The 26,452-nt window shown below is 72.5% G+C and carries 28 protein-coding genes; 19 read left to right on the top strand and 9 right to left on the bottom strand.

Annotated elements, in window-relative coordinates; translation table 11 throughout:
- Positions 1-4 precede the first annotated feature (4 nt).
- From IO40_RS0122515 to ygfZ, 10 genes are all read left to right on the top strand, one after another.
- Entirely contained in the window at positions 5-271 is a 267-nt protein-coding gene (locus IO40_RS0122515) for a MoaD/ThiS family protein (protein ID WP_016472297.1), read from the top strand.
- Positions 268-1,893 (top strand): hypothetical protein, encoded by a 1,626-nt coding sequence (locus IO40_RS37710; protein ID WP_176572830.1) that lies wholly within the window; start codon positions 268-270, stop codon positions 1,891-1,893. The genes IO40_RS0122515 and IO40_RS37710 overlap by 4 nt, the downstream gene beginning before the upstream one ends.
- Positions 1,894-1,996: 103 nt before the next feature.
- The gene (locus IO40_RS0122505) at positions 1,997-2,710 is read left to right on the top strand and encodes an LmeA family phospholipid-binding protein (RefSeq protein ID WP_031176013.1); all 714 of its coding nucleotides are present in this window, start codon (positions 1,997-1,999) and stop codon (positions 2,708-2,710) included.
- Between the two features lie 590 nt (positions 2,711-3,300).
- Positions 3,301-4,137 carry a sulfurtransferase gene (locus tag IO40_RS0122500; RefSeq protein ID WP_031029133.1) on the top strand — a complete coding sequence of 279 codons (837 nt, stop codon included), beginning with the start codon at positions 3,301-3,303 and terminating at the stop codon, positions 4,135-4,137.
- A 41-nt stretch (positions 4,138-4,178) separates the two neighbouring features.
- Positions 4,179-4,466, top strand: coding sequence for a DUF1416 domain-containing protein (locus tag IO40_RS0122495; protein WP_016472293.1), 288 nt, complete (start codon positions 4,179-4,181; stop codon positions 4,464-4,466).
- Between the two features lie 90 nt (positions 4,467-4,556).
- A complete protein-coding gene (locus tag IO40_RS0122490) occupies positions 4,557-4,928 on the top strand; it encodes a DsrE family protein (RefSeq protein ID WP_016472292.1) in 372 nt (123 codons plus the stop codon).
- Between the two features lie 233 nt (positions 4,929-5,161).
- The gene (locus tag IO40_RS0122480; RefSeq protein WP_016472290.1) at positions 5,162-5,725 is read left to right on the top strand and encodes a heme-binding beta-barrel domain-containing protein; all 564 of its coding nucleotides are present in this window, start codon (positions 5,162-5,164) and stop codon (positions 5,723-5,725) included.
- Between the two features lie 482 nt (positions 5,726-6,207).
- Positions 6,208-7,038, top strand: coding sequence for an LAETG motif-containing sortase-dependent surface protein (locus IO40_RS34945; protein ID WP_031176012.1), 831 nt, complete (start codon positions 6,208-6,210; stop codon positions 7,036-7,038).
- A 76-nt stretch (positions 7,039-7,114) separates the two neighbouring features.
- On the top strand, positions 7,115-7,591 hold the full coding sequence (locus IO40_RS0122470) for a Fur family transcriptional regulator (RefSeq protein WP_016472288.1): 477 nt from the start codon (positions 7,115-7,117) through the stop codon (positions 7,589-7,591).
- 152 nt (positions 7,592-7,743) lie between these two features.
- On the top strand, positions 7,744-8,754 hold the full coding sequence (gene ygfZ / locus IO40_RS0122465) for a CAF17-like 4Fe-4S cluster assembly/insertion protein YgfZ (RefSeq protein WP_041968944.1): 1,011 nt from the start codon (positions 7,744-7,746) through the stop codon (positions 8,752-8,754).
- A 353-nt stretch (positions 8,755-9,107) separates the two neighbouring features.
- On the opposite strand, the gene dtd is transcribed toward ygfZ, so the two are convergent.
- A complete protein-coding gene (dtd, locus tag IO40_RS0122455; RefSeq protein WP_030407969.1) occupies positions 9,108-9,533 on the bottom strand; it encodes a D-aminoacyl-tRNA deacylase in 426 nt (141 codons plus the stop codon).
- A 159-nt stretch (positions 9,534-9,692) separates the two neighbouring features.
- Between dtd and IO40_RS0122450 the strand changes: the two genes are divergently transcribed.
- The 3 genes from IO40_RS0122450 (at position 9,693) to IO40_RS0122440 (ending at position 11,777) form a co-directional block, all read left to right on the top strand.
- Positions 9,693-10,271, top strand: a complete 579-nt coding sequence (locus IO40_RS0122450) for an RsiG family protein (protein WP_016472285.1) — start codon at positions 9,693-9,695, stop codon at positions 10,269-10,271.
- A gap of 112 nt (positions 10,272-10,383) precedes the next feature.
- On the top strand, positions 10,384-11,334 hold the full coding sequence (locus IO40_RS0122445) for an asparaginase (protein WP_031029147.1): 951 nt from the start codon (positions 10,384-10,386) through the stop codon (positions 11,332-11,334).
- Between the two features lie 23 nt (positions 11,335-11,357).
- Complete coding sequence (locus IO40_RS0122440) at positions 11,358-11,777, top strand: ankyrin repeat domain-containing protein (RefSeq protein WP_016472283.1); 420 nt, start codon at positions 11,358-11,360, stop codon at positions 11,775-11,777.
- 255 nt (positions 11,778-12,032) lie between these two features.
- On the opposite strand, the gene IO40_RS0122435 is transcribed toward IO40_RS0122440, so the two are convergent.
- The 3 genes from IO40_RS0122435 to abc-f form a co-directional block, all read right to left on the bottom strand.
- On the bottom strand, positions 12,033-12,791 hold the full coding sequence (locus IO40_RS0122435) for a class I SAM-dependent methyltransferase (protein WP_030407971.1): 759 nt from the start codon (positions 12,789-12,791) through the stop codon (positions 12,033-12,035).
- Positions 12,792-12,966: 175 nt separating this feature from the next.
- The gene (locus IO40_RS0122430; protein ID WP_031176010.1) at positions 12,967-13,866 is read right to left on the bottom strand and encodes a Vgb family protein; all 900 of its coding nucleotides are present in this window, start codon (positions 13,864-13,866) and stop codon (positions 12,967-12,969) included.
- Positions 13,867-13,913: 47 nt separating this feature from the next.
- Positions 13,914-15,560, bottom strand: a complete 1,647-nt coding sequence (abc-f, locus tag IO40_RS0122425) for a ribosomal protection-like ABC-F family protein (protein ID WP_031176009.1) — start codon at positions 15,558-15,560, stop codon at positions 13,914-13,916.
- Between the two features lie 482 nt (positions 15,561-16,042).
- On the opposite strand from abc-f, the gene IO40_RS33920 reads away from it, so the two are divergent.
- Positions 16,043-16,648 (top strand): TetR/AcrR family transcriptional regulator, encoded by a 606-nt coding sequence (locus IO40_RS33920; protein WP_033229461.1) that lies wholly within the window; start codon positions 16,043-16,045, stop codon positions 16,646-16,648.
- Between the two features lie 96 nt (positions 16,649-16,744).
- Here the strand turns inward: IO40_RS33920 and IO40_RS0122415 are convergent, their stop codons facing one another.
- Positions 16,745-17,725, bottom strand: a complete 981-nt coding sequence (locus IO40_RS0122415) for an ArsR/SmtB family transcription factor (RefSeq protein ID WP_031176008.1) — start codon at positions 17,723-17,725, stop codon at positions 16,745-16,747.
- Between the two features lie 593 nt (positions 17,726-18,318).
- Here IO40_RS0122415 and IO40_RS0122410 point away from each other — a divergent pair.
- The gene (locus IO40_RS0122410; RefSeq protein WP_063830988.1) at positions 18,319-19,614 is read left to right on the top strand and encodes an MFS transporter; all 1,296 of its coding nucleotides are present in this window, start codon (positions 18,319-18,321) and stop codon (positions 19,612-19,614) included.
- A 15-nt stretch (positions 19,615-19,629) separates the two neighbouring features.
- On the opposite strand, the gene IO40_RS0122405 is transcribed toward IO40_RS0122410, so the two are convergent.
- Entirely contained in the window at positions 19,630-20,556 is a 927-nt protein-coding gene (locus IO40_RS0122405) for an NAD(P)-dependent oxidoreductase (protein ID WP_078659752.1), read from the bottom strand.
- 64 nt (positions 20,557-20,620) lie between these two features.
- Between IO40_RS0122405 and IO40_RS0122400 the strand changes: the two genes are divergently transcribed.
- On the top strand, positions 20,621-20,986 hold the full coding sequence (locus tag IO40_RS0122400; protein ID WP_031176005.1) for a winged helix-turn-helix transcriptional regulator: 366 nt from the start codon (positions 20,621-20,623) through the stop codon (positions 20,984-20,986).
- A gap of 201 nt (positions 20,987-21,187) precedes the next feature.
- Entirely contained in the window at positions 21,188-21,793 is a 606-nt protein-coding gene (locus IO40_RS0122395; RefSeq protein WP_031176004.1) for a GNAT family N-acetyltransferase, read from the top strand.
- Positions 21,794-21,840: 47 nt separating this feature from the next.
- On the opposite strand, the gene IO40_RS0122390 is transcribed toward IO40_RS0122395, so the two are convergent.
- A complete protein-coding gene (locus IO40_RS0122390) occupies positions 21,841-23,025 on the bottom strand; it encodes a GDSL-type esterase/lipase family protein (protein ID WP_031176003.1) in 1,185 nt (394 codons plus the stop codon).
- Between the two features lie 78 nt (positions 23,026-23,103).
- Complete coding sequence (locus tag IO40_RS0122385) at positions 23,104-23,676, bottom strand: TetR/AcrR family transcriptional regulator (RefSeq protein WP_030407979.1); 573 nt, start codon at positions 23,674-23,676, stop codon at positions 23,104-23,106.
- A gap of 71 nt (positions 23,677-23,747) precedes the next feature.
- Between IO40_RS0122385 and IO40_RS0122380 the strand changes: the two genes are divergently transcribed.
- The gene (locus IO40_RS0122380; RefSeq protein WP_016472269.1) at positions 23,748-24,248 is read left to right on the top strand and encodes an FBP domain-containing protein; all 501 of its coding nucleotides are present in this window, start codon (positions 23,748-23,750) and stop codon (positions 24,246-24,248) included.
- A 536-nt stretch (positions 24,249-24,784) separates the two neighbouring features.
- On the opposite strand, the gene IO40_RS33915 is transcribed toward IO40_RS0122380, so the two are convergent.
- Positions 24,785-25,291, bottom strand: coding sequence for a MerR family transcriptional regulator (locus IO40_RS33915; RefSeq protein WP_016472268.1), 507 nt, complete (start codon positions 25,289-25,291; stop codon positions 24,785-24,787).
- A gap of 7 nt (positions 25,292-25,298) precedes the next feature.
- On the opposite strand from IO40_RS33915, the gene IO40_RS0122370 reads away from it, so the two are divergent.
- Positions 25,299-26,069, top strand: coding sequence for a methyltransferase domain-containing protein (locus tag IO40_RS0122370; protein ID WP_030407980.1), 771 nt, complete (start codon positions 25,299-25,301; stop codon positions 26,067-26,069).
- Positions 26,070-26,452 lie beyond the last annotated feature (383 nt).

Here is a 26,452-nt window from a genome sequence, read left to right as displayed (position 1 = left end):
CACCATGGCCAGCGGCACGATCCGCTACTGGGCGGCGGCGAAGGCCGCGGCAGGCACGGCAGAGGAGCCGTACGACGCCGGCACGCTCGCCGACGCGCTCCGGCACGCCCGGGAGACGCACACCGGGCAGCCCGAGTTCGCGCGCGTCCTGCTGCGCTGCTCCTTCCTGGTCGACGGCAACCCCGTCGGGACCCGCGCCCACGAGACCGTCTCCCTCAGCGAGGGCGGCACGGTCGAGGTGCTGCCCCCCTTCGCGGGCGGCGCCCGATGACCGACCGCACCCCGCACCAGGATCACGACCCGCACCAGGCGCAGCAGCCGCCCCACCCGTACGGCGGGGACGCCCACGGCCGGCCGCTCCCCCCGTACCAGTCGGAACCACAGCCCGCCTGGACACCGCCCGCGTCCGGAGCCCCGCAGGGTCAGCAGTACGCGCCCCAGGACGAGTCCCAGCCCCACCACCAGCCCCACCACCAGTCGCAGTACGAGCCGCAGTACGGGTCGTCGTACGACGCGATGTACGAGGTGACGTACGAGGTCACCCGGGTCACCGACTCCGCTGGCCCGCCCGGCTCCCCGCAGCCGTACGCCCCGGAGCAGTACGGGCAGCCGGCGCCGGGACCCTCGCACGGCCCCGGCCCCCTCCCGGGCCCCGCCCCCCAGCCGCAGCCGCAGCCGCAGCACATGGCACAGCCCCAGCCCCAGCAGACGGCGCAGCCCCAGCCACCGCACCAGCCACAGCCGTACGCCCACCCCGGTGCCGCCGGCCCCCTCCCACCCGAACACCACCCCCGGTCACAGCCGATGCCCCAGCCCCAGCCGCACCCCGCGCCGCACCCGCCCGCAGGCTCCCAGCCGCAACCCCAGCCGTACGCCCAACCCCACGCGCACCCCCACCAGCAGCCACCACCACAGCCGCACGCGACCCCGTACGCGCCGCAGCCGCACCCCCAAGCACAGGGCCACCCACAGGCACAGGCACAACCCCAAGCCCCCCAGGCTCAGCCCCATCCGCAGTCCCAACCCCATCCGCAGGCCGCTCCGGGCGGTGTCGCAACGGCGGCAGCCCCCGCAGCACCGGCCGGGGCGGCGGCCCCCGCCGCCGGCACCCCGGGAACCGCCGCCCCCGCGGCGGCCACGTCCCGCGGGGCACGGCCGCGTACCGGGTCGCCGATCATCCCGCCGGGCTTCCCCTCGGCGGGCGTCACAACGGTGCTGGCCGCACTGCTGGCGGCCACCGCACCGCTGGGGCAGGGCGCGCTGACCGCCGCCGTGGTGCTGCTCCAGGCGCTGACCGCGGCGGGCTGGTACCGCCTCAACGGGATGTGGCCCGCCCGGCAGGGCATCGCGCTCGCGTTCGTCGCGGGACTGTCGGCGGACGCCGGACTGCTGCTGACCGACGGCCCGGGGAGCACTCCCACGGTGCTGATCGGCGCCGCCGGCGTCTGGTGCGTGCTGTCCCTTGTGCTGCAGTTGCGCAACAACTCCAGCCCGGACGAACGCCTGTACGCGGTCACCGCCGGATTCGCCGCCACCGGGCTGACGGTGCTCGCCGCCGGGGTGATCCCCGCCGAGCCGGAGGCGGTCACGCTGGGGGCCGCCGCCGTCGCCGGGGCGGCGCTGCTGCGTGCCGTACCGCTGCCCGCGGTGCTCTCGCTGCTGATCGCGCTCGCCGCCGCGGCCGGTGCCGCCGTGGGAGCGGCCCAGCTCAACGGGGTGGAGAACCTCGACGCGGCGCTGCTCGGCGCCGGCGTCGGGGTGTGCGCACTGGTCGGGCTGCGGGTGGCCAGCTACGACTGGCCGTCCCGTTTCGTCCATATGACGGCGGGGGTCGCACTCCCCCTCACACTGGCCACCCCCGCGCTCCACATCCTGGGGAACGTACTGCTGTGAGATGAGTCGTACGGAGACGGCCGGGGGTCTCGCGCCACCCGGAAACCCCGGCCGTCGCGTTACGCTCGCCGCTAGCCAGCCGACTCATGGGGGAACGGACGCGATGCGCGCACTACGCACGGTGGTGGTGATCCTGGTGGTTCTCGCCGGGCTGTTCGTGGCAGCCGACCGGATCGCCGTCAACCTCGCCGAGGACGAGGTGGCCAAGAAGCTCAAGGGCGAACTGGGCTCCACCTCGGCCGGCGAGCCGTCGGTGTCCATCGACGGCTTCCCCTTCCTGACCCAGGTGGCCGGAAAGGACCTCGACAAGGTCACCGCCGAGGTGGAAGGCGTCACCGCGACGGCGGGGGACCGCCGGGTACGGCTGAGCAAGATCACCCTGGAGGCCGAGGACGTCAAGCTGTCCGGCGACTACAGCTCGGCCGTCGCCGACCGGGCCACCGGCACCGTGCACCTGTCGTACGCGGACCTGTCCGAGGCGGCGGACGACGGCGTGCGCGTCGAGTACGGGGGCAAGAACGCCTCCGGCAAGGCCCAGGTGAAGGTCACCGGCAGTGTGGTGCTCCCCGTGCTGGGCACCGTGGAGCGCAGCGTCTACAGTACGGTCAGCGTCGGCGAGGGCAACACCGTGCGGCTGCGGGCCGACGAGATACCGGGCGACAAGATCCCCGGCATCGAGGGCGCCATCCGCAAGAAGACGGACTTCGACCGCACGATCGACAAGCTGCCCCAGGGCATCAAGCTGACCGGGGTGAGCGCCGACAAGGACGGCGTGGACATCTCCATGGAAGGCTCCGACGTCCACCTGGCCGGCTGACCCCCTCCTTTCCGGGCAGGGCATGCGGGGCCGCCCGCACGACAAGGTGCAGACGCCCGGCACCCGGGCAGCGGGTTCCGCGATACGAGACGGCACGAGGCGCGCGCAGCCGTCCCGGACCGAACGCGGCGGGAGGCGGCGGGTGCCGCCCCGCGCCGCAAGCTCTTTGATCCCACATCACGGACGTCTTCGTCTCGCCATCCGGATCGGCGGTGACACGGCCCGCCCGTCGTCCTTACGATCGGGCCCATGAAGCGACAGGCGGACCTCACGAAGCGCCGGGCAGTGGACCTGTGCCGCATCGCCGCCATGCTCTGTCGCGGCTCCCGCTGACGCGTTCCGCCCGTGCCTCGGCAACCGGCGCCCACCAGCGTGCCGGCGCTCCGCAGCGCACCGTCCGGCGGCGCGGCAGCCCGCCCTCGCGTACGCCCGCCCGCGCACCCTCGCCCTTGCCCGCCGCCTCCCCGGCCGCATTCCGCGTGGTGCACCCGACCCGTGGTCCGCGTCGATCCGCACCACCGCGTCGACGCGTACGCGTACCCCTGTTCGCCCCTCCCCGCCGCATCCACCCACCCATGAGGAGAGACAGCATGAGCCGCAACGACGTCCTCGTCGACGCCGACTGGGTCGAGGCCCACATCGACGACCCGAAGGTGGTGATCGTCGAGGTGGACGAGGACACCTCCGCCTACGACAAGAACCACATCAAGAACGCCATCCGCATCGACTGGAAGCAGGACCTCCAGGACCCGGTCCGGCGCGACTTCGTCGACCAGGAGGGCTTCGAGAAGCTGCTGTCCGCCAAGGGCATCGCCAACGACGACACCGTCGTCCTCTACGGCGGCAACAACAACTGGTTCGCCGCCTACGCCTACTGGTACTTCAAGCTCTACGGCCACCAGGACGTCCGCCTCCTCGACGGTGGCCGCAAGAAGTGGGAGCTGGACTCCCGCGACCTGGTCGCCGAGGTCCCCGAGCGCCCGGCCACCGAGTACAAGGCCAAGCCGCAGGACACCTCCATCCGCGCCTTCCGCGACGAGGTCGTCGACGCGATCGGCACCAAGAACCTGGTGGACGTGCGCTCCCCCGACGAGTTCAGCGGCAAGCTGCTGGCCCCCGCGCACCTGCCGCAGGAGCAGTCGCAGCGCCCCGGCCACGTGCCGACCGCGCGCAACATCCCCTGGTCGAAGTCGGCCAACGACGACGGCACCTTCAAGTCCGACGAGGAGCTGACGGAGCTGTACCAGGGCGAGGGCGTCGACCTGGGCAAGGACACCATCGCCTACTGCCGCATCGGCGAGCGCTCCGCCCACACCTGGTTCGTCCTGCACGAGCTGCTGGGCCAGGAGAACGTCAAGAACTACGACGGCTCCTGGACCGAGTACGGCTCCCTCGTCGGCGTCCCGGTCGAGCTGGGCTCCAACTGACCACCTGACCACCCGCCCCGAGAACCACCAGGAGAGACACCATGTGCGGAGCACAGGCAGGCGGCCCGGACGCCGCCACGATCAAGCCGGGCGAGACGACCATCCAGGGCAGCGTCACCCGTGACGGGGAACCCGTGACCGGGTACGTACGGCTGCTCGACTCCACCGGGGAGTTCACCGCGGAGGTGCCCACCTCCGCCACCGGCCAGTTCCGCTTCTACGCGGCGGAGGGCACCTGGACCGTCCGGGCCCTGGTGCCCGGCGGCACCGCCGACCGCACGGTGGTGGCCCAGCAGGGCGGCCTCGCCGAGGTCACCATCGCGGTGTGACCCCGGCCCGGGGTGCGGGGCAGGAGTGCGTCCCCGGCGCACGCCCGCCCCGCACCCGGGTGGCCGGCGGCGAACCGTAGGCTGAGCCGTATGAGCCGTCGCAGCAAGCTCGTCGTCAAGGTCACCGCGGGCGCGGACGCCCCCGAGCGGTGCTCGCAGGCGTTCACCGTGGCGTCCGTGGCCGCCGCCAGCGGCACGGAGGTGAGCCTCTGGCTGACCGGGGAATCGTCCTGGTTCGCCCTCCCCGGCCGCGCCGCGGAGTTCACGCTGCCGCACGCGGCGCCCCTGCCGGATCTGATCGCGGCGATCCAGGCGGGCGGCGGCAGCATCACGCTGTGCACCCAGTGCGCGGCCCGCCGCGGCATCGAGGAGAAGGACCTGATCGAGGGGGTCCGGATCGCGGGCGCCCAGGTCTTCGTCAGCGAGATCATGGCGGAGGACGTGCAGGCCCTCGTCTACTGAGCGGCCCCTCCGCAGGCCGCCCCACCGGCCGCCGACTAGACTCGGCCGGGTAAGAGAACACCGCGCCAAGGAGAGCCGCCCCGTGCTTGAGGCATTCTTCACCGCCCTGATGGTCCTGGTCTGCGTCGGCACCGTGGCGTTCGCCGGGCTGACCTTCAAGAAGCTGTACCAGGGCCAGCGCTGAGCGCCCGACCGCCGCTGCCGCGGGCCGCCACCGACCGACAGAGCACATCATGATCGAGATTCCGTCCGACCTGCACCCCGACCTCGTCCCCCTCGCCTTCCTGCTGGGCAACTGGGCGGGCGCCGGCGTCGCAGAGTTCGAGGGCCAGGACAAGTGCAACTTCGGGCAGGAGGTCACCTTCACCCACGACGGCCGTGACTTCCTGGAGTACGTCTCGCACTCCTGGGAGCTGGACGCGGAGGGCAAGAAGGTCCGCCCGCTGGAGACCGAGACGGGCTACTGGCGGATCGACAAGGACCGCAAGGTCGAGGTCGTCATGATCCGGGACCAGGGGATCGCCGAGGTCTGGTACGGCGAGCTGGCCGACCAGAAGCCGCAGATCGACCTGGCGACCGACGCGGTGGCGCGGACGGCCGCGGCCGGCGAGTACAGCGGCGCCAAGCGGCTCTACGGCTATGTGAAGGGCGACCTGATGTGGGTCGGCGAGAAGGCCACCCCGCAGGTGCCGCTGCGGCCCTACATGTCGGCGCACCTGAAGAAGGTGGTCGACCCCAAGGAGTGGGCGAAGGACGTCGTGGACCTCCCGGACGACGGCATCGCCTTCTTCCGCTGACGCAGTCCGAAGCCCGCAGTCCGAAGCCCGAAGTCCGCCGACAGGCCTCTGTCGGCGGTCTTCTGCTGACGGCCCCCTGTCGGCAAGCCTCCGGTCCGCCTGACGGAGGCCGTACGCGGCCCGTTTCCCTCCCCCTTCCCGCCCCCCGTCCGCTTCCGTACGTGTGTGCGTGTGTGCGTACGGAACCAGGCGTCTCAGTGGTGTCACGAATGTGAAAGCTCCGGCATAGCCGCTCCGGCGGAACGGGCGGCTCCTTCGCTCACCGGCCCGGTAAGCGCAACGAACTCGCAGGTCACAGCGGGGTCGTAGACGCTACCGGGCCGTTTTGTGACTCAGCGCAGCGGAGCTAATGCGCAGCCGTGAGTGATAAGAATGGCGTAAACATTCAGCGGCACGGACGGAACCGGCGTCGCCCGCGACGCGTTCCGAGACGCGGCGGCACCGCCGCTCCCGGCCGTCCCAACGGGGAAAAGGCTCTTTCAGTGAATCGTTCACGCATCACCTCCGCCGCCGTCGGCCTCGCGCTCCTCGGCGGACTGGCAACCACCCAGGTGGCCACCGCGGCAGGCGCATTCGCGTACGAGAGCGGCGCCGAGATGACCGTCGGCCTGACGTCGGGGATCGTCTACGACAAGAACACCGGCAAGGTCCTCGGCGACGGCATCGGCGGCACGTTCGGCAACCACGGCCCCGAGGCCGACACGGCCACCGTCACGGTGACCGCGGTCAAGAACGTGAAGTTCACCGCCAAGCCCAAGGTCGACAAGGGCACCGTGAAGTCCTGGAACGCCGAGAAGGTCGTCATCGAGGCCGAACTGGCCGCCAACGGCGACGAGCTGGAGAAGATGGACCTGCCGGCCAGCCTCTCCGGCAAGAAGCAGACGCTGCGTGCCGAGATCAAGGGCATCAAGACCGACCCGGACACCAGCAACAACACCGTCACCCAGACCTACAGCGTCGACGCCACCAAGCCGAAGCCGACCGACAAGCCCACGGACAAGCCCACCGACGACCCCACGGACAAGCCCACCGGCAAGCCGTCCGGGAAGCCGACGTCCAAGCCTTCCGAGAAGCCCACCGACAAGCCCTCCAGCAAGCCTTCCGCCACGCCGGGGGACGACTCCTCGCCGGCCAACACACCGGCACCCGCGGGCGGTTCGGACAAGGGCGGCGGTACGGGCGGTGACGGCAGCCTCGCCCAGACCGGTGGCGGCTCCCACACCCCGCAGCTGATCGGCGGAGCCGGCGCCCTCGTGGTGCTCGGCGGCGCCGCCCTCGTCCTGGCCAAGCGGAGGAAGAGCGGCCAGAACTGATCCCTTCCTCCTTCCGGAACAGCGGGTCCGGGTGCCACGGGGGCACCCGGGCCCGCGCCGCTTCTACACTGGACGCGTGGCTACCACCGACTGGCAGAGCGATCTCCGAGCGCGCGGATACCGGCTCACTCCGCAGCGCCAGCTCGTGCTGGAGGCCGTGGACAAGCTGGAGCACTCCACCCCGGACGACATCCTCGCCGAGGTCCGGCGTACGGCCGGCAGCGTCAACATCTCGACGGTCTACCGCACGCTGGAGCTCCTGGAGGAGCTGGGACTCGTCTCCCACGCCCACCTCGGCCACGGCGCCCCCACCTACCACCTGGCCGACCGGCACCACCACATGCACCTGGTGTGCCGGGACTGCACGGACGTGATCGAGGCCGACCTGTCCGTGGCCGAACCCTTCACCGCCACCCTGCGTGAGCGCTTCGGTTTCGAGACGGACATGAAGCACTTCGCGATCTTCGGCCGCTGCGCCGACTGCGAGGCCAAGGCCACCGGGGCGGACCAGGGTGGAAAGGGCGGCCCCCGGGGCGACGGGCACGAGTCTTGAGACGACGAGCCCGAAGGGGCCCGGGGAGCGTCCCGGGGCGACGGGCACGAGTCCTGAGACGACGGGCCCGAGAAACCTGGGGCGACGGGAACGAAGGGCCTCGGGGCGACGGGAACCGTGAGGGCGCGGACCGGCCGTCGTAGGCTGGCCGTATGTCCTCCAGCAGCCCGAGCGACAGCTCCGCTCCCGCTCCCAGTCCCCTGCTCACGCTGCCGGGCGCCGTCGCCGCCGAAGCCCCCGACGAAGGTGTCGCCGCCCACTACGGCGATCTGTTCAAGGAGCAGCGTGCCCTCGCCGACGGCACCGGATTCGTGGATCTGTCGCACCGCGGCGTGGTCACCGTCTCCGGCGCTGACCGGCTCTCCTGGCTCCACCTGCTGCTCACCCAGCACGTCGAGCAGTTGCCGCCCCAGCAGGCCACCGAGGCGCTGATCCTCTCCGCCAACGGGCACATCGAACAGGCACTCCAGCTCGTGGACGACGGGACGACGGTGTGGATGCACACCGAGCCCGGCAAGCAGGGCGAGCTGATCGCCTACCTGGAGAGCATGCGGTTCTTCTACCGGGTGGAGATCGCCGACCTGACCGACGAGGTCGCCGTCGTCCACCTGCCCGCCGGCTCCATCGCCGAGATCCCCGGCAGCGTCCGCGCCGTACGCGAGACCGCACACGGACGTGACCTTTTCCTGCCGCGCGCCGAACTGAGCGCCTTCGCCGCCTCCCACGGCCCGGCCATCGGCGTCCTCGCCCACGAGGCGCTGCGCGTCGAGGCCCGGCGGCCCCGCCTGGGCATGGAGACCGACCACCGCACGATCCCGCACGAGGTCGGCTGGATCGGGTCCGCGGTGCACCTCGACAAGGGCTGCTACCGGGGGCAGGAGACCGTCGCCCGTGTCCACAACCTGGGGAAACCGCCGCGCCGGCTGGTCTTCCTGCACTTGGACGGCAGCGAAGTGCGGCTGCCGGTGCACGGCGACGCGGTCCGGCTGGCCGCCCAGGGTCTGGAAGGACGGCAGATCGGTTTCATCACCACCTCCGCCCGCCACCACGAGCTGGGCCCGATCGCCCTCGCCCTGGTCAAGCGGAACGTCGACCCGGAGGCGGAACTCATCGTCGGCCCCGACGCGACGGCGGCAGCACAGGAAGTGGTCGTCGCCCCCTGAGACGGTTGTCCCTTGGGGCTGGCCCTGGGACGGCTGGCCCTGGGGACGGCTGGCCCTGGGAGCGGTCACGTCGTGAGGCGGTTGGCCTCTGGGGCGGTTGCGCGCGCCTTGGAGCGGCTGCGCGCCTTGGAGCGGTTGCCCCTTGCGGCGACGCCTTCGCCGGGCTCGGGCGGGGACGGGCCGTCCGTCGAGCTCGGGCCGGTACGGGAACGGGCCACGTCCGTCGGGACGGAGACGACCACGTCCGTCGGGACGGAGACGACCACGTCCGTCGGGACGGGTCAGGCCGGGGCCGTCCCCGTACCGGGTCGCCCGCCGTGCCGGGACGGCGGAGGAGGCCGGCGCGTGCCCCCTCACACCTCCAGCAGGACCGTGAAGGGGCCGTCGTTCGTCAACGACACCTTCATGTCGGCGCCGAACTCGCCGGTGGCGACCTCCGCGCCCATCTCCCGCAACCGCGCGACGACTTCGTCGACCAGCGGCTCCGCGACCTCGCCCGGCGCGGCCCCGTTCCACGTGGGACGCCGCCCCTTCCGCGCGTCACCGTAGAGAGTGAACTGGCTGATCACGAGCAGTGGCGCCCCGGTGTCCGAACACGACTTCTCACCGTGCAGGATCCGCACGGACCACAATTTCCGCGCGAGCTGCGCTGCCTTCTCCTTCGTGTCGTCGTGCGTCACTCCGACCAGCACGCACAAGCCCTCGCCGACTATCCGACCAACGGTCCGGCCGTCCACGGTGACGCTCGCGCCGTCCACCCTCTGCACCACAGCTCGCATGCCGCCCATCATGCCGTGCCGGCCCGACCCCCGACGCGCGGCTGTCCCACGGGGCGCAGGCGGTGCGAGCGGGGGCCACGGAGTGGCACGATGCCCACACGCGGTGCGTTCAGCAAAGAGCGCGAGCTACCGCGCGATGGGGATGAGGGGACACAGCCCATGAGCACAACCGGAGCGGGCCGGGCTCGGATGCCGCAGCAGCCCCGGGCCGGGGAGGCTGCCGCGGACGGGGAGACGGGGGAGGTGCTGCCGCCGGAGGACGGCCAGCCGGACCTGCACACACTGAGCCTGCCGGAGCTGCGGGCCTTGCGGCGCACGGCCCAGCAGGACGAGGCGGACCTCAGCTATGTGCGCAGACTCCTCCAAGGACGTATCGACATCCTCCGGGCGGAACTGGCCCGGCGCAGCTCGGCGGGCTCGCCACTGCTCGACCGGCTGCCGCAGATCCTCGCCGACGCTCCGGCCGGCCACCGCTCCGCGCGTCATGTGACTCTCGCCGCACCGCGCGGCGGGGAGTACCGGGCGCTGGCGGAGAAAATGCTCGCCGAAGTCGGGCTGAGCGACCTGGAGGCACGGACCGACGGCGAGCTCCAGACGGCGATGGGAAGTCTGGTCCGCTACGAGCAACAGGTCTCCCGCCGCCGCCAGTCGCTCCAGCGGACCGCCGACGGATGCAGCACGGAAATCGCCCGGCGCTACCGGGAGGGCGAGGCCCAGGTGGACGATCTGCTGCCCTGACCCGGCGGCGGACGGTGCGGGGGGTGTCCGCTTTACGGTTCCGCAGGTCCGGTTACCGTGAAGGGTCACTTGTTCGAAGCGTGGTACGCCGTACATCACCGGAAGGTCCGAGATGCCCGACATACTCCCCGTGCTCGCCGAGGTCGTCAGGTCCGGCTTCACCGAGGGGCGGCACCGGGGCTCACTGGTGGTGCTGGCGGCGGACGGCAGCGTCACCTTCGCGCTGGGCGACCCGGAAGCCCCCGTCTTCCCCCGCTCCGCGAACAAGCCCTTCCAGGCATCCGCCGTACTCCGCAGCGGCGTCCGGTTGAGCGGTGAACGACTGGCCCTCGCCGCGGCGAGCCACTCCGGCGAACGGTTCCACCTCGACCTGGTGCGCACGATGCTCGCCGAACACGGGTTGGACGAGTCACACCTGCAGTGCCCCGCCGCACTGCCGCTCGACCCGGAAGAGGCCGAGTCCTATCTCGCCGCCGGTCGCACCCGCTCCCCGCTGGCCATGGACTGCTCCGGCAAGCACGCCGCGATGCTGGCCGCCTGCCGGGCCAACGACTGGCCGCTGGACAGCTATCTCGACCCCGCGCACCCGCTGCAACAGCGCGTCCGCGCCACCCTGGAAGAGGCCACCGGCGACCCCGTGGCCCACACCGGTGTGGACGGCTGCGGTGCCCCGCTGATGGCCGTCTCCCTCACCGGACTCGCCCGCGGCTTCCGCGCCCTCGCCCTGGCCGCGCCCGACTCCCCCGAAGGACAGGTCGCCGCGGCGATGCGCGCCCACCCCGAGTACGTGGGCGGCACCCGGCGCCACGACACCTGGCTGATGCGGGACATACCCGGGGCCGTCAGCAAGATGGGCGCCGAGGCCGTACAGGCCATCGCCCTGCCGGACGGCCACGCCCTCGCCTTTAAGGTGGAGGACGGCGCCTCACGGGCACTGGGCCCGGTGGCGGCCCGCGCCCTGTCCGCCCACATGGGAGTGAGCGCCGATGTCCTCGAACGGATCGCCACCACGCCCGTGCTCGGCGGCGGCCGACGCGTCGGCGAGGTCCGCGCCGCGTTCTGACCACCATCCGTACGCTGGTGGCCATGACCGACGCACCCACCCCCGAGAGTGACGAGCCCGCACACGACCCGGAGGTCCTGGAGCTGGCGCAGAAGGTGTTCGACCTGGCCCGGCACGGCGACACCGACACCGTCGCCGCATACGTCGGCGCCGGCGTCCCCGCCAACCTCACCAACGACAAGGGCGACACCCTGGTGATGCTGGCGGCCTACCACGGCCACCCGGAAACCGTCCGCACCCTCCTGGCGCACGGCGCCGACCCCAACCGCCCCAACGACCGGGGCCAGACGCCCCTCGCGGGCGCGGTCTTCAAGGGTGAGGAGGAGATCGCCCGCATCCTCGTCGAGGCCGGCGCCGACCCCCGCGCCGGCACCCCGTCCGCCGTCGAGACGGCCCGCATGTTCGAAAAACGGTCCCTGCTGGACCTCTTCGGCGAGAACTGACGACCCCCTGCCGGCACCTTCCTCTGGTGGAGCCCCTGCTGGCGCTGCCGGCTGGTGTGATCAGCACTGGGGGGGGGCGGGCGTGCCCGGTGGCGCACCGGGTCGGCGGCACGTGGGCTGGTGCCCAGCACCGGGGCGTGCCCCGCAGGGCGCCACGCCCGGCCGGGTGGCGGCACGCGGGCGGCCCGCCGATGGTGCGCCACCATTCCGTTCGGCCCTTCCGCCGGGGGCCGAGGGGGCCGAGTGGCGGGCGGGTCAGATCGGTTTGCGGGCCTCTATGAGGAAGCGGGCCGAGTGGGCGACGAACGGGCCGTCCGTCTCGATCCGTTCGTGGAGGTCCCGCAGCCGGTCGCGGTACCGCTCCACCGTGAAACCGGGCACCATCCAGATCACCTTGCGCAGGAAGTAGACGACGGCCCCGACGTCGAAGAACTCCATACGGAGTCGCTCCGCGCGCAGATCCACCACCTCCAGTCCGGCCGCCTCCGCCTCGGCGCGCTCGTCCTCGGGGCGCCGCCGTCGCCTGGCCTCCGGCTGCGGTCCGAGGAAGAACTCCACCAGTTCGAACACCGACGCCGGGCCGACATGCTGCGCCAGATAGCTGCCGCCCGGCTCCAGCACCCGGGCGATCTCCGACCACCAGGCCCGCACCGGATGGCGGCTGGTCACCAGCTCGAAGGCGTTGTCGGCGAACGGCAGCGGCGGCTCGTCCCCGTCCGCGACGACGATCACCCCGCGTGGACGCAGCAACGCGGTCGCCTTGGCCACGTTGGGCGGCCACGCCTCCGTGGCCGCCATCGCCGGTGGCAGCTTCTCCGCCTCCGCGAGGACCTCCCCGCCACCGGTCTGCACATCGAGTGCGGAGGACACGGTGGCGAGTCGGGCACTCATCAACCGCTGGTAGCCCCAGGAGGGGCGCTCCTCGGTGGCACGGCCCTCCAGCCAGGAGAAGTCCCAGCCGTCCACGGAAACGGAAGCCGCCTCGGCCACGAGGTCATCGAACGATCGAGCCATACCCGTATCCTCGCTTTCCGTTTCTCGCTCAGCCAGCCGATTCCGCCGCGGTCCCGCACCCCGGGCCGACCCGGGGTGAGCCGGCCCGGGCTGACGGCCCGGGCTGACGGCTGGGGCTGACGGCTGGGGCTGAGCCCGGCCGCGGCGTCGTCGTGCCTTTTCCGGGCCGGCGCGCTCAGTTCTCCGACGGCGAGGGGCTGACGCGGACCACCTCCCCGGCCTCCAGAGCGACATACACCGCGCCGTCGGGCCCCACCGTGAGCCCGTGCGGCTCCGCCTCGGCGTGCGGCAGGGGATACGCGGTGAACCGGCCGGAGGGAGCACGGGCCGTGACACGTCCGGCCGCCCACTCGGTGACCCAGCAGGTGCCGTCCGGGGTCACCGCCACCGCATGCGGGCGGGCGGCACGGTCGGGCAGCGGATACTCGACCACCCGGCCCTCGGTGCTGATCCGGCCCAGTTGTCCGGCGCCGATCTCCACGAACCACAACTCGTCCCGGCCGTCCTCGCCCGGGCCGCGGACCAGCCCCACGGGGGCGGCGCCCTCGGTCGGCAACCGGTGCACGGTGATCTCACCGTCCAGGGCGATCCGGCAGAGCGCGTCCGCCTGGTTGAGCGTGCACCACAGGGCGTCGTCCGGCCCGGCCACCAGCGCCGAGGGGAACGCTCCGCTCACCGGCAGCGGGAACTCGGTGATCTCACCGTCGGTGGTGAGGCGGCCGATGCGGTTACCGGTGGTCTCGGTGAACCACAGGGCACCGTCGGCGCCCGCGGCGATACCGAACGGGGCGCACTCGGGCGTCGGCAAGGCGAAGGACTCCGCGACTCCGTCCGTGGTCATCCGGCCGATGCGGTGGTCGTGGGTACGGGCGAACCACAGGGCGCCGTCCGGGCCGGGGGTGATGACGGTGGGCCCGCAGCCGGACACGTCCAGGCCGTGCATCCTCACCTCGCCGTCCGGGCTGACACGGGCGACGGCTCCGGCAGCCACGAGCGTGACCCACAGGGCACCGTCGGGTCCGGTCACCACGTCGTAGGGGCCCGCATCGGCGCCGAAGGCGGCCACCGTGGTCACGGCGGTGCTCGGGCCGGCGGCACACTCCGCGAAGGGCTGCTGCGCGGTCACGGGCGGCTCCTCTCTTCGGCCGCCCCCGCGAGGAGCGGACACGGTCCTTCCGTCAGCGCGAGGTGTGCCCCGCGCCAGCGCTGCCGCAGTCGGCGGTCGTGGCTGACGACGACCAGCGCGCCGTCGTACTGCTCCAGGGCCCTCTCCAGCTCTTCCGCCAGAGCGGGCGACAGATGGTTCGTCGGCTCGTCCAGCAGCAGGACGTCGGCGGGCTCGGTCACCAGCCGGGCCAGTGCCAGCCGCTGCCGTTGGCCGGTGGAAAGCCTGCCCACCGGCGTCTCCAGCCGGTCGGCCGCGAACAGGCCGAGCGACATCAGCCGTTCCGCGTGCTGCTCCAGGGGCCCCGGCCTGCCTGCCGCGAACGCCTCCAGCAGGGTCGTGCCCTCGCGCACCGCGAACTTCGGCTCCTGGGGGAGATGTCCCACCCGCCCCCGGCGCACCACCCGGCCGGTGTCCGGTTCCAGCGCGCCGGCCAGGATGTGGAGCAGGGTGCTCTTGCCCGCGCCGTTCGCCCCCGTCACCAGCAGGCGCTGCCCTGCCGTGAGGGTGAGACCGGTGCGGCCCAGCCTTCCGCCGACGCTGATGTCCTCGGCTTCCAGGACCGTCCCACGCATCCCCGAACCGGTCGGGGCCCCGGTGAAGCGCAGCGGCTCGGGTGGTGGCGGCACCGGTTCGGCAAGCAGCCGGCGCAGCCGTTCCTCCGCATTGCGGACCCGGCTGGCGAGGGACTGCTGGACCCGGCCACCCGCGCGGTCGTACGCCATCTTGTTGCCGTCTTTCATCCCCCTGCCGGGGGCGACCCTGCGGGCGGTGGTGGCCGCCGTCTCCCGCAGGCGGTCGGCCTCGGCGCGCCAGCGCTCGTGCGCCTCCGCCCAGCGGCGGCGCGCGGCGGCCTTCTCCGCCAGATAGCCCGCGTATCCGTTGCCGTACCGCACCACCGTGCGGCGGTCGGCGTCCACTTCCAGCAAGGTGGTGGTGACACGCTCCAGGAAGACGCGGTCGTGCGAGACGACCACCGTCGTACCGCGCCGGGCGCGCAGATGTTCCTCCAGCCAGCGCAGCGCGGCGTCGTCCAGGTGGTTGGTCGGCTCGTCCAGCAGCAGCACTTCGGGGCTCGCCGCGAGCAGCGCGGCCAGCCGGAGCCGTACCCGCTCACCGCCCGAGAGCCCGCCCACCGCGCGGTCCCGGGGCACCACGCCCAGCCCGAGCCCGTACAGCGCGCGCTCGACACGGGACTCCGCCTCGTAGCCGCCGCGCAGCTCGAAGACGGTCAGCAGTTCCCCGTACTCCCGCAGCACCGACTCGTCGCCCGCGGACATGGCGGCTTCCAGCTCGCGCAGTCGCCGCTCCATGGCGCGCAGCTCCCTCATCGCGCCGTCGATGATCTCCTGGACGGTCGACGCGTGCGGCAGCGCTTCTTCTTGGGGGAGATGCCCCACGCCGCCCTCGGCGTGCACGACGATCTCTCCCTGGTCGGGTTTCTCCTGCCCCGCGAACAGGCGGAGCAGCGTGGTCTTCCCCGAACCGTTCTCCCCGACGATTCCGGCGCGCTCACCGGCGGAGAGCGCGCAGCTCACCCCGTCCAGAACCGTCCGACCGTCGTACGACTTCGAGACGGCCGAAGCCGTCAGCTGCGTAGGCATGCGTGCTCTCCAAAGCGATCGAGGGTGAGGCGGCCTCGACGGACCGCAGAACCGGGTGAACGCTTCGGATGAGCATCGGCGACTCCTCTTCCGTGCCGCGGCGGGCGCGGCTCGACTGACTCGGACGGACAACCGGCGGCCTGTTACCGCGACGGCTGTCGCGTTAAGATGGTGACACGCGACGACCCCTGCCGCAAGGGGGATCGGAGATTGATCGGGAAATGACCCACGACACCCCCAGAAGACCCAGCACTCCCAAAAACCCCGGCAGCCCCGGTGACTCCGGGCACCCGAACCCGCATTCGGACCCGGACCTGCCCCCGGAACCGGACCTGCCCCCGGGCCCGGACCTATCCCCGGACCCGGACCCGACTCGGGACCCGAACCCGCCCCCGGCCCCAGACAGGACGGCGGACGGAGACGGAAGCGGGTCCGGGTCCGGACCCGGACGCGGCCCCCGCCCCGGGCCGCCCCCGCCCGGGGTGCAGCGTCCCGGCGGGCGCACGGCCCGGGTCCGCGAGAAAGTGCTGGACGCCGTGGGCCCGCTACTGGTGGAGCACGGGTACGACGGCCTGACCGTGGATGCCGTCGCCGCCCGTTCGGGAGTGCACCGGGCGACGGTCTACCGCCGGTGGCGGGACGTCGGCGGTCTGCTCGCGGACGTGCTCGACGCCGCCGGCACGGACTCCTGGACGCCGCCCGACACCGGCTCCCTCGAAGAGGACCTGCGGGTACTGAACGAAGAGGTGTGCGACGCCCTGACGGAGGAACCCTCCGTCGCCAAGGCCCTGATAGCCGCCTCTTTCCGCTCCGAGGGAGCGGCGGACGCGCTGCGCCGCTTCTGGGACGACCGCTACGCGCGCTGCGTCCCCGTGGTGGAACGTGCCGTATCGCGCGGCGAGTTGCGGCCCCCGGTGGACGCCCACCGACTGCTGGTCGCCGCCACCGCGCCCCTCTACCACCAGTTGGTGCTGTTCCGCACGGACCCCGACCCCGCGCTGCCGTCCGAGGCAGCGCACGCGGCCGTACTGGCCGCTCGCGCCGGGGCGTTCGCGCGGCGGACGGACCACGCACAGGCCGGGAGATAGCCGCCCGGGCCCCTCGTCCCGGGGGGGCCACCGGCCACGTACAGCGCCCGCCCCGGCGTCGTGGCGGCCGGCCGGGCCCTCACACGTCCGGGAGGGTCAGCGTGCCAGCCGTTCGCCGAGCTCGGTACGGCGGTAGAGGACGTACCGCCCGGCACGGGTCCTGGTCACCAGCCCGGTCTCGTGCAGGACGCGCAGATGCTGGGACACGGCGCCGGGGGTGACGCCGGTGCGGCGGGCGAGTTCCGCCGTGGGGAGGGCTTCGCCGTCACCGAGGAGGTGCAGCAGCCTCGCCTTGGGCACGCCGATCAGTGCGTCCAGCGCCGAGGGGTCGGGGTCGCCGCAGTGCTCCCACACGGTGGCGCCGCCCCGGCTGGGATAGGCGAGCATGGGCGGCTCGTCGGGGCTGAGCGGCGGCACCGGCTTGTACGCGAACAGCGAGGGCACCAGTGGCAGCCCGCGCCCCTGTGCCGCGATCTGATGGCGGCCGATCATCTGCCGGATGTGCAGGGCGCCGTTCTCCCAGCGCAGGTTGGGGTGGAGCTCGTCGAACAGCAGCCGCGCCCCGCCGCTGACCAGGTGGCGCGCCCGGTAGGTGATGTCGGCTTCGAGGGCGAGGCGCATCCGCTGCCAGTGGGGCCGGAAGACGAGGTCCCAGTAGTGGGCGAGAAGGTCGCACAGGGCGCCCAGGAACCGGTCGGCTGCGGCGGGTCCGCCGTCGACGGCCGGCCGCAGCACCTCGGGTACGAGTGCGGGTGCATGGGCGGCCACCAGGTCCCGTCGTACGGTCTCGCGCGGAGTACGGCGTACGAGCGCCCCCTGGTCCTCGAACGTGGGGGTGAAGACGGCCGGTGGCGGGGTGAGGAAGTCCGGCAGCGCCAGCCGGGGGCCGACCAGGGCCAGCAGCAGCCGGGTGTCCTGCGGGCGGAGCCGGCTCAGGACCGTACCGGCCCAGGGCAGGCGCACGGGGTGGCGGCCCGGTGTGCGCAACGTCCACAGGCTGCCCATGAGTTCCTGCAGCGGTGAGACCGCGAACCGGGTGTCCGCGAGATCGTCGACGTCCAGCAGAAAGCTGATCATTGAGTCAGAAGCTAAATGAATCGGCGCCCGCGGCGATACCGGCTGAACTTCCCCACGTGACACACGCAGAAGCGCGCAGGGGCCCGGCCGACCGCACGGCCGACCGCACGACTGGCCGTCATACCGGCCGTCCCGCAGGCCGTCTCGCCAGCCGTCCCGCAGGTCGTCGGGTCAGCACCGCGAGTGCCGAAGCGGAAAGCAGCGTCCCGGAGGGCGACGGTGCGGGCAGCCCGCAAGGAGATCTACCGGTGGCCGCGCCCAGGACGGACGCGCCCGCAACGACCGCGCACGGGAAAGCCGCAGGCAAGGAGATGTCCCCCGGAACGGCGACGCACGGCGAACCCGCACACAGGCGGCCCGCACGCTGGTGGACCGCATACAGACAAACCGCGCACGGACAAACCGCGCACAGACAAACCGCGCACAGAGAAACCGCGCAGAGACGGACCGCCCACCGGCCGACCGCAGACAGGCGGACCGCAGACAGGCACAGCCCAGACAGGCGCGCCGCACACAGGAAGGCCGCACTCCCGCAGGCCCCGCACGGCGGCGGCCCGGCGGCCGTCGGCCGGCTGACGGTGCTCCTGTTCGCCGTGACCTGCGGCGTCGCCGTCGGCAACGTCTACTTCCCGCAGGCGGTCAGCCCGGTGCTCGCGGACGGGCTCGGTGTCCCGCCCGGCGCCGCGGCCACGGTGGTGACTGCCGTCCAGCTCGGTTACGCGGCGGGCATCTTCCTCCTCGTCCCGCTCGGTGACCGTTTCCGGCACCGGCCGCTGCTGGTCACCCTGCTCGCCGTCGCCGCACTCGGGCTGCTGTGCGCGGCGGCGGCGCCGGGACTGCCGCCGCTGGTGGCCGCGAGCGCCGCGGTGGGCGTCGCGACCGTGGTGGCGCCGCTCGTCGGGTCGATGGCCGCCGGGCTTGTGCCCGAGGAGCGGCGGGGCGCCGTCAGCGGGACACTGCTGAGCGGTTCCCTCGGCGGCATGCTGCTGTCGCGCACGTTCGGCGGCTCCCTCGCCGAAGATCTCGGCTGGCGGGCCCCGTACCTGCTCGCGGCTGCGCTCACCCTCACGGTCGCCCTCGCACTGGCCCGCGCGCTGCCCCGTGCTGTCGCACCTGTGCCGTCCCGGCAGCGTTACCCGGCGCTGCTGGCGGAGACGGTACGGCTGTTGCGTACGGAGCCGCAGCTGCGGCGTTCCTGCTGCTACCAGGCCGCGGTGTTCGCGGGGTTCTCCGCCGTCTGGACGGCGGTGGCCCTGCTGTTGACCGGTCCGGTCCACGGCCTGGGTGCAGGTGCGGTCGGGGCCCTCGCCCTGGTGAACGCCGTGACGATGCTGTGCACCCCGTTCGCCGGCCGCCAGGTGGACAGGCGCGGGCCCGACGCGGTGAACGCCGTCGCCGTGCTGACAGTCCTCGTCGCCGCCGCCGTACTGCTGTGCGGCACACGCGGCGGCGCGGTGGGACTGGCGGCGCTCGTGGCGGGGACCTTGCTGCTGGATGTCGGTATGCAGTCGGGCATGGTCGCCAACCAGGTACGGATCTACACACTGCGCGCCGAGGTGCGCAGCAGGCTCAGCACCGCCTACATGACGTGCGCCTATCTCGGCGGCAGTCTCGGCTCGTGGGCGGGCGCGCACGCCTACGGGCTCGCCGGGTGGCCCGCGGTGAGCGCCCTGCTGGCCCTGCTGGCGGCGTTCCCCGGCGGCGACCTGCTCCTCCGCCGCAGGCGGGCGGCACTTCGGGAGACCGCACCCCGTAAGGCGGCGCCTGGAAAAGCCGCACCCCGGGAGGCCGCTTTTGCAGAATCCGCACCCCGGGAGGCCGCCCTTACAGAGGCCGCTCCCCCAAAGGCCACGCCCCGGAAAGCCACCCGCCGCAACACCGGAAGGTGAAAAACCACCCACCCGTCAGCGGCGGGCCAGGAGCTCCGTGAGGCGGGAGAAGCCGTCGCCGCCGTGGCCGAGCCCGATGGCGCGGCGGGCCCAGCCCTCGGCCACCCGCATCGGACCGGCGTCGATGCCGTGCGCCTCGGAGGCGTCGATGACGTGGGTCATCGAGGAGGCGGCCGAGGTGAGCGGGTTGCCCTCGCCGGAGTAGGTGCCGCCGGCCACGTCCCGGGCGTACTCGTCCATGACCGGCGGGATGATGGCGCCGATGCCCTTGGCGAAGGGGGCCAGTTCGGTGGCGCTGATGCCCTCGGCGTCCGCGACGGCCAGTGCGTGTGCGTATCCGCTCATCGCCGTCCAGAAGATGTCCAGCAGCGCCAGATCGTAGGCAGCCGCCCGGCCGATGTCCTCCCCGAGGTGGGTGTGGGTACCGCCAAGAATCTCCAGCACGGGCCGGTGTTCCTCGTACAGGTCGGCGGGGCCGCTGTGCAGGAACACCGCGTCGGGCGTGCCGATCGTGGTGGTGGGCGTCATGATGGCGCCGTCGAGACAGCGGATGCCGTGGTCGGCCGCCCAGCGGCCGGCGGAGCGGGCGCGGGCGGGGGTGTCGGCACTCAGATTGACGACAGTGCGGCCCTTGAGGGCGGCGGTGACGGCTTCCTGGCGCAGTACGGCGTCGGAGGCGTCGTAGTTGACCACGCAGACGACGACGAGGTCGCCGGCCGAGACCGCTTCCTCGGGCGAGGCGGCACCGGTGGCGCCGCGGTCGATGAGGTCCCGGTCCTTGCCGGGGGTCCGGTTCCACACGGTGGTCCGTATGCCGCCCTCCAGGAACGCGCCGGCGAGTGCGCGGCCCATCGGTCCGAGCCCGAGCACGGTGACAGTGACGGTGGCGGAAGTGTTCGCGGAAGAGCCTCGTGCGGCGCGGTGTTCGGCGGTCGGGAACATGTTCCGTTCTCCTTCGTGAAGCAGATACGCAATTTCGGTACGGGCAATGACAAAAGGGGCGACAATGACGCGCAGCCGTGCTCAGGATCTGAACGTGTGCGGGGTCACCGCAGCTGTCGCCGTGATCGACGGCAAATGGAAGACCGCACTGCTGTGGCTGCTGGAGCAGGGCCCGCGCCGCCCCGGAGAACTGCGCCGGAGCCTGCCGGGCCTGCGCGAGAAGGTGCTGACGCAGGCGCTCCGCGAGATGGAGACCGACGGACTCGTGCACCGGGAGGTCCACGACGTGGTGCCGCCGAAGACCGAGTACTCCCTCACCCCGTTCGGTCAGGAGCTGGCCGACGCGCTGGCGCCGCTGTCCGAGTGGGGACACCGCCGGCTGGAAAAGCTCGCCGCCGCCTCCGGATCCGGTCCCGCGCCGGCCGCCTGATCCGCCGCTCCCTCCCCTTCGTCCGCGTCAGGCGCCCGTCCCGCGGTGGCGTCCTCGCCGCCCGTGTCACCAGGGTCGCCACACTGCCGGGCGCTGCCAAGTACCCACAAAAAAGTGGGTGCAGGGCGAACGGCCGTCCCGCGGGCGGCAGGGGCGAAAACTCGCTGGCGGAGCCGTACCCGATGCGGTGAGGATCGCGGCATGGACGCCTTCCTGGAGACCGAGCGGCTGGTGCTGCGGCCGTTCACCGAGGACGACACCGAGGACGTGTGGGCGCTCGACAACGACCCGCAGGTCATGCGGTTCCTCAACGGCGGCCGGCCGGTGAGCCGTGAGGTCGTCCGTGACCGGACCATGCCGCGGCTGCTGCACGACCATCCGTGCACCGGTACGCGCGGTTACTGGGCGGCGCGGCGCAAGGAGGGGGACGTCTTCCTCGGCTGGTTCGAGTTCCGTCCGCTGAACGAGCACAGTGCGGCGGTGGTCGAACTCGGCTACCGGCTGACCAGAGCCGCATGGGGGCACGGTTACGCCACCGAGGGTGCGCGTGCCCTCGTCGCGAAGGGCTTCACCGAGCTGGGCGTGGAACGGGTGACCGGCAACACGATGGCGGTCAACACCCGTTCGCGGCGGGTGATGGAGAAGGCGGGTCTCTTCCTTGTCCGGCATTTCACCGGGGACTGGCCGGAGCCCCTTCCGGGTTCGGAGCACGGCGAGGTCGAGTACGCCGTGACCTCGACCGCCTGGGCCGCGTCCCGGCGGTCCCGCACCGAACCGATCGGACCCCGACAGGCCCGGCGCCCATGACCGGCCGGCTGTGCGGCGCGCGGTCCCGGGGCGCCGGGCGCGTGGTCTCAGGACGCCGAGGCCGCGAGGGGCCCGCCCTCGGCGAAGGCCAGCGCTGCGAAACGTTCGCCGATGCGCCGGTGGGTGGCGGCGTCCGGGTGGAGCCCGTCGGGCAGCGGCAGTTCGTCGTGGTCGGCCTCGCCGTACAGCTCGCGGCCGTCGAGAAGATGCAGATGCGGGTCGTCGGCCGCCCGCTGTTCCACGATGCGGGCCAGTTCGTCGCGGATGATGCCCAGCGTCAGCTTCCCGGCGGCGCGTTCGGCCGGGTCACCGGTGGCCCGGAACCGCAGCTGCCCGGCGGCGAGCCCCTCGGGATCGAACGCGGAGGGGCCGGGCGTGTCCTCGTGCATGGGGCACCACAGGGGCGAGACGACGAGCAGCGGCGTCGTCGGGTGGCCCTCACGCAGGGTGTCGAGGAAGCCGTGCACAGCCGGGGTGAAGGCCCGCAACCGCATCAGATCGCTGTTGACCAAATTGATGCCGATCTTGACGCTGATCAGATCCGCGGGAAGGTCCCGCATGGTGCGGGCGGTGAACGGATCCAGCAGGGCGCTGCCGCCCAGCCCCAGGTTGACCAGCTCCACACCGCCCAGCGAGGCGGCCAGCGCGGGCCACGTGGTGGTGGGGCCCGCCGCGTCCGAGCCGTGGCTGATCGAACTCCCGTGGTGCAGCCAGACCTTGCGGCCCCGGTCCGGCACGGGGGCGACGGGCGCGTCGGTTCGCAGAGCAACCAGGCGGGTCGTCTCGTTGTGCGGCAGCCAGATCTCGACGTCCTTCTCCCGGTCGGGCAGCCCGGTGAAGCGGAGGGTGCCCGGGGTGCCGGACTCCACCCCTCCTGGACCGCCGGTCAGATCGACGGTGACGGTGTCGCCGCCGTTGACCGTGCCCTGCCCGGCCGGGCGGCCGTCGACGAGCAGTTCGTACACGCCGTCGGGGCGGGGCGGGGCGCCGGGGTAGACGCGCTTGAGGGGCAGCGTGTCGAGTTCGACGGCGGTGGCGCGGGTGCGCAGGGCGAGCCGGACGCCGGAGGGCTGGGACTCGGCCATGGCCAGTTGCCCGTCGGGGCACTGGGCGCGGGCCCAGCCGGGCAGCCGGTGGGGCAGCACGCCGCGGTCGGTGTGCTCCAGCTCGACGGCGCCGCGCAGCAGCTCCGCCGTGAGGGGCGTGGTGATCCAGGGGGTGTCGGTGTGCATGGTCTTGCCTCTGCGTCGGGGAGATCGGGGAAGGCGGAGAAGCCGGAGGAGTCGGGGAAGCCGGGGAGAACAGGGCGGTCAGGAAGGCGTGGGCCAGTTGCGCAGCAGGGCGTCGAGGGCGTCCAGGGTGCGCTCCCAGGTCTCCTGGGTGTCGGGGGCGCTGTGGTCGAACCCGCCGCCCATCTCCAGGCCGACGTAGCCGTGGAAGACGCTGCCCAGCAGCCGGACGGCGTGGGTCTGGTCCGTCCCGGTCAGGTCGTAGCCGCGCAGTACGGCACGGGTCAGCTGTGCGTGCCGGACACCCGCGCTGGCGGCGGCGGTGGCCGGGTCGAGCCGCAGCTGCGCGGCGGCGTAGCGGCCGGGGTGTTCGCGGGCGTAGTCGCGGTAGACGTTGGCGAGTGCGGTGAGCGCGTCCTTGCCGGCCCGTCCGGCGAGTGCGTCGGCGGCCCGGTCGGCGAGTTCCTCCAGGGCGAGGAGGGCGATGCGGGTCTTGAGGTCGTGGGAGTTGCGGACGTGCGAGTAGAGGCTGGCGACCTTGACGTCGAACCGGCGGGCGAGCGCCGAAACGGTCACCTGGTCGAAGCCGACCTCGTCGGCCAGTTCGGCGCCGGCTCGCACCAGACGCTCCGTGGTCAGTCCTGCGCTCACCATGATCTTCCTCTCATCCACCGAAACCAATAATGCCTTTGCCTAAACCTTTTAGGCAAATTAGCCTGCGTTTCATGAAACCCCTCACCGAGCAAGAGATCCGCAGCGCCTTCGTGAACCGCACCAAGGGCGAGTCCAAGCGCCTGTACGTCCCCCGCGACCTGGCCGACCGCCCCTGGGAAGACCTCGACTACCTGGGCTGGCGCGACCCCCAGGCCACCGACCGTGCCTACCTCGTCACGGTGCTGGACGGCACCCCCCGCGCCGTCGCCCTCCGCTCCTCCGCCAACGGCGGACCGGCCCAGAGCAGGCGGAGCGTGTGCTCGCTGTGTCTGACCACCCACACCGCCGGCGCCGCCCTCATGGTCGCCCCGAAGGCGGGCAAGGCGGGCCAGCAGGGCAACTCCGTGGGCACCTACATATGCAGCGACCTGTGCTGTTCGCTCTACCTGCGCGGCAAGAAGGACACCGGGATCGGCACCACGCATTACGAGTCGCTCACCCTGGAGGAGAAGATCGAGCGCACCATGACGAACCTCGCGGCGTTCCTCACCAAGGTGACGGCCCGCCCCTGACGGTCCCGTCACACCGAAAGCGGACCGGCACACGCCGTGCGGGGCCGCAACGAGAACCCGGCAGCGCGCAGCAGCCGGCACGAGCGCGGCGCTCCTGGACGAGGGCTTCACGGACCGGCGACGGCGTGGCCGCACTCGCCCCCGGCAGCCGGCAGGCCCTGCCTCCGGTCACCGTCGGACCCGGCCGGGGTCCGACGGTGGGACACGGACCGCCCGCATCACCGCCGGCGGCACCACCTCCTGGCCCGGCCTCTCCCCGCCCCGCACGGGCCGAGGCGCCCGAGTCCATACCTGCATCCCCGCCCTCGACGTGCGGGCAGTCCGGGCGGCACTCAGCGCGCCGACGCGATACCCGCCAGAACGGCTTCGAGCACGCGGTCGGACTCCGCCTCCGAGCCGGAACCGGTCAGTCGGGGTACGAGTTTCGGCCAGTGCCGGATACGCGCCGGCGTCAAGCTCCGGCACCGGTCTCAACGTCTCCGGCACTCGAACATCCCGAGAAGCACCCGCTCCATCGGAACGCCCTTGGCTAAAAATCAGGCAGGTGCCACGGCCTCGGCCACCGGCTCTCCGGCCGGGCTTCGCGGATCGGAGCGCTCGGTGATCCGCTCGGTGATCCGCTCGGCGATGAGTCGCCGGTAGCCCGGGCACTGGGTGACGTCCTCGTACTCGCAGTTCAGGCCGCCCTCGATGAGCTCCAGCGACGCCTGGGCCGCTGCGATTCTCGACCGGAGTTCCTCCGCCGTGGGATGGAGGATCTCGTGTCGGGTGGCGCGGTCGGCGGTTGCGGACAGGACCCTGATGGTGTTCAAGCCAAGGCCGGCCTCCTTCAAGACGAGGATCGTCGCCACGCGGGTGAGGTCGTCCGCACCGTAGCGGCGGCGCCCGCCGGCATCCCGCGCGGGGTGCAGCAGGCCCATCGCCTCCCAATGTCGCAGCACGTGCGTGGCCAGACCGAACCGTGCCGCGAGGGCGCCGATGCCCAACGTGCCTGCGTCGCCGTCGCCTTCGCTTGACTTCATGCCGACATTAAGTCGCAGCATGACGTCCATGTCCAAGAGCCAGGAAGCGGTGGGAGAGCACCGCGGCACCGAAGCCCTGCTGGCCGCCCTCGACGCTGCGGACCAGACGCCGAACGCCACTCGGCTGCGGGCCCGCTCCTACGAACTGCTGTCTCCCGTCCCGGGCTCAACCGTGGTGGACGTCGGCTGCGGCGCCGGACGAGCCGTCGCCGAGCTGGCCGAACGCGGCATCCACGCGGTGGGCGTGGACCCCAGCCCGTGGATGCTGGCCGCGGCCCGGAAGCGGTGGCCGGAGGCCGAGTTCCGGGAGGCGGGGGCGGAGGATCTGCCGTTCGCCGACGGAAGCGTGCACGGCTACCGTGCCGACAAGGTCTTCCACGAACTTCAGGAGCCGGGGCGCGCGGTGGCGGAGGCACGACGGGTTCTCCGCCCGGGCGGCAGAATCGTCCTGGTCGGTCAGGACTGGGACGGCATCATGATCGACTCGGACGATGCGGCGCTCACCCGCACGATCGTGCACGCCCGCGCCGACCTCCTGGGCACCCCCCACGCCGGCCGCCAGTACCGCAGCCTGCTCCTGGCCGGCGGCTTCGACGACGTCACGGTCGAGGTGCACACCGATGTCTTCACCGACCCCGCGATGCTGTCGCTGCTCGCGAGGCTCGCCGAGCCGGTCTGCGCCGCCGGCGTCGTCGGCCGTGACCAGGCAGACGAGTGGCTCGCCGAACAGCGCCGACGCGCCGAGGCCGGCCGCTTCCTCGTCGCCATTCCGTTCTTCGTGGCCTCCGCCGCCGCCTGAGTGCTGGCCGCGCGCCTGCGTCGGGAAACCGTCCGAGAACCTCGTGGTCCTTTGCCGCCGGTTCCTGTCGAACTCCGGGATGCATCACCTCAAGCGGCCCACCTTGCGTCGTCTCTCCCCGACCGTCGGCGTACTCCAGCCGGAGGTCCTCCGCTTCCACCAGCCACCACCCGGCGCCGACCAGGGAGGACGGCCGTACGGGGCGGAAGAGGTCGGCACCTCGGATTGATCGGGACGTCGTACCGGCTGCCCGAGACTGAGCGGTGACGTGCGAGCTGATGCGTCACGAAGACCGGGACGGCCTTGACCTCGGCGGAGACGGGACAGGCGGCAAACCGGAGAGAGCGAACCCGCCTTCGACACTTGCAAGCGGGTTGCTTGCA

The sequence above is a fragment of the Streptomyces albus subsp. albus genome (assembly GCF_000725885.1).
Lineage (GTDB): Bacteria > Actinomycetota > Actinomycetes > Streptomycetales > Streptomycetaceae > Streptomyces > Streptomyces albus.
Note: the sequence above shows the minus strand (reverse complement) of the source record. Positions and strands in the feature narration are given on the sequence as shown.

What these genes read in the sequence shown, in the direction of transcription:
- IO40_RS0122515 (WP_016472297.1), top strand. Translation starts at nt 5, where the DNA reads ATGGCCAGCGGCACGATCCGCTACTGGGCGGCGGCGAAGGCCGCGGCA.
- IO40_RS37710 (WP_176572830.1), top strand. Translation starts at nt 268, where the DNA reads ATGACCGACCGCACCCCGCACCAGGATCACGACCCGCACCAGGCGCAG.
- IO40_RS0122505 (WP_031176013.1), top strand. Translation starts at nt 1,997, where the DNA reads ATGCGCGCACTACGCACGGTGGTGGTGATCCTGGTGGTTCTCGCCGGG.
- IO40_RS0122500 (WP_031029133.1), top strand. Translation starts at nt 3,301, where the DNA reads ATGAGCCGCAACGACGTCCTCGTCGACGCCGACTGGGTCGAGGCCCAC.
- IO40_RS0122495 (WP_016472293.1), top strand. Translation starts at nt 4,179, where the DNA reads ATGTGCGGAGCACAGGCAGGCGGCCCGGACGCCGCCACGATCAAGCCG.
- IO40_RS0122490 (WP_016472292.1), top strand. Translation starts at nt 4,557, where the DNA reads ATGAGCCGTCGCAGCAAGCTCGTCGTCAAGGTCACCGCGGGCGCGGAC.
- IO40_RS0122480 (WP_016472290.1), top strand. Translation starts at nt 5,162, where the DNA reads ATGATCGAGATTCCGTCCGACCTGCACCCCGACCTCGTCCCCCTCGCC.
- ygfZ (WP_041968944.1), top strand. Translation starts at nt 7,744, where the DNA reads ATGTCCTCCAGCAGCCCGAGCGACAGCTCCGCTCCCGCTCCCAGTCCC.
- dtd (WP_030407969.1), bottom strand. Translation starts at nt 9,533, where the DNA reads ATGCGAGCTGTGGTGCAGAGGGTGGACGGCGCGAGCGTCACCGTGGAC.
- IO40_RS0122450 (WP_016472285.1), top strand. Translation starts at nt 9,693, where the DNA reads ATGAGCACAACCGGAGCGGGCCGGGCTCGGATGCCGCAGCAGCCCCGG.
- IO40_RS0122445 (WP_031029147.1), top strand. Translation starts at nt 10,384, where the DNA reads ATGCCCGACATACTCCCCGTGCTCGCCGAGGTCGTCAGGTCCGGCTTC.
- IO40_RS0122440 (WP_016472283.1), top strand. Translation starts at nt 11,358, where the DNA reads ATGACCGACGCACCCACCCCCGAGAGTGACGAGCCCGCACACGACCCG.
- IO40_RS0122435 (WP_030407971.1), bottom strand. Translation starts at nt 12,791, where the DNA reads ATGGCTCGATCGTTCGATGACCTCGTGGCCGAGGCGGCTTCCGTTTCC.
- abc-f (WP_031176009.1), bottom strand. Translation starts at nt 15,560, where the DNA reads ATGCCTACGCAGCTGACGGCTTCGGCCGTCTCGAAGTCGTACGACGGT.
- IO40_RS0122415 (WP_031176008.1), bottom strand. Translation starts at nt 17,725, where the DNA reads ATGATCAGCTTTCTGCTGGACGTCGACGATCTCGCGGACACCCGGTTC.
- IO40_RS0122405 (WP_078659752.1), bottom strand. Translation starts at nt 20,556, where the DNA reads ATGTTCCCGACCGCCGAACACCGCGCCGCACGAGGCTCTTCCGCGAAC.
- IO40_RS0122400 (WP_031176005.1), top strand. Translation starts at nt 20,621, where the DNA reads ATGACGCGCAGCCGTGCTCAGGATCTGAACGTGTGCGGGGTCACCGCA.
- IO40_RS0122395 (WP_031176004.1), top strand. Translation starts at nt 21,188, where the DNA reads ATGGACGCCTTCCTGGAGACCGAGCGGCTGGTGCTGCGGCCGTTCACC.
- IO40_RS0122390 (WP_031176003.1), bottom strand. Translation starts at nt 23,025, where the DNA reads ATGCACACCGACACCCCCTGGATCACCACGCCCCTCACGGCGGAGCTG.
- IO40_RS0122385 (WP_030407979.1), bottom strand. Translation starts at nt 23,676, where the DNA reads ATGGTGAGCGCAGGACTGACCACGGAGCGTCTGGTGCGAGCCGGCGCC.
- IO40_RS0122380 (WP_016472269.1), top strand. Translation starts at nt 23,748, where the DNA reads ATGAAACCCCTCACCGAGCAAGAGATCCGCAGCGCCTTCGTGAACCGC.
- IO40_RS33915 (WP_016472268.1), bottom strand. Translation starts at nt 25,291, where the DNA reads ATGCTGCGACTTAATGTCGGCATGAAGTCAAGCGAAGGCGACGGCGAC.
- IO40_RS0122370 (WP_030407980.1), top strand. Translation starts at nt 25,299, where the DNA reads ATGTCCAAGAGCCAGGAAGCGGTGGGAGAGCACCGCGGCACCGAAGCC.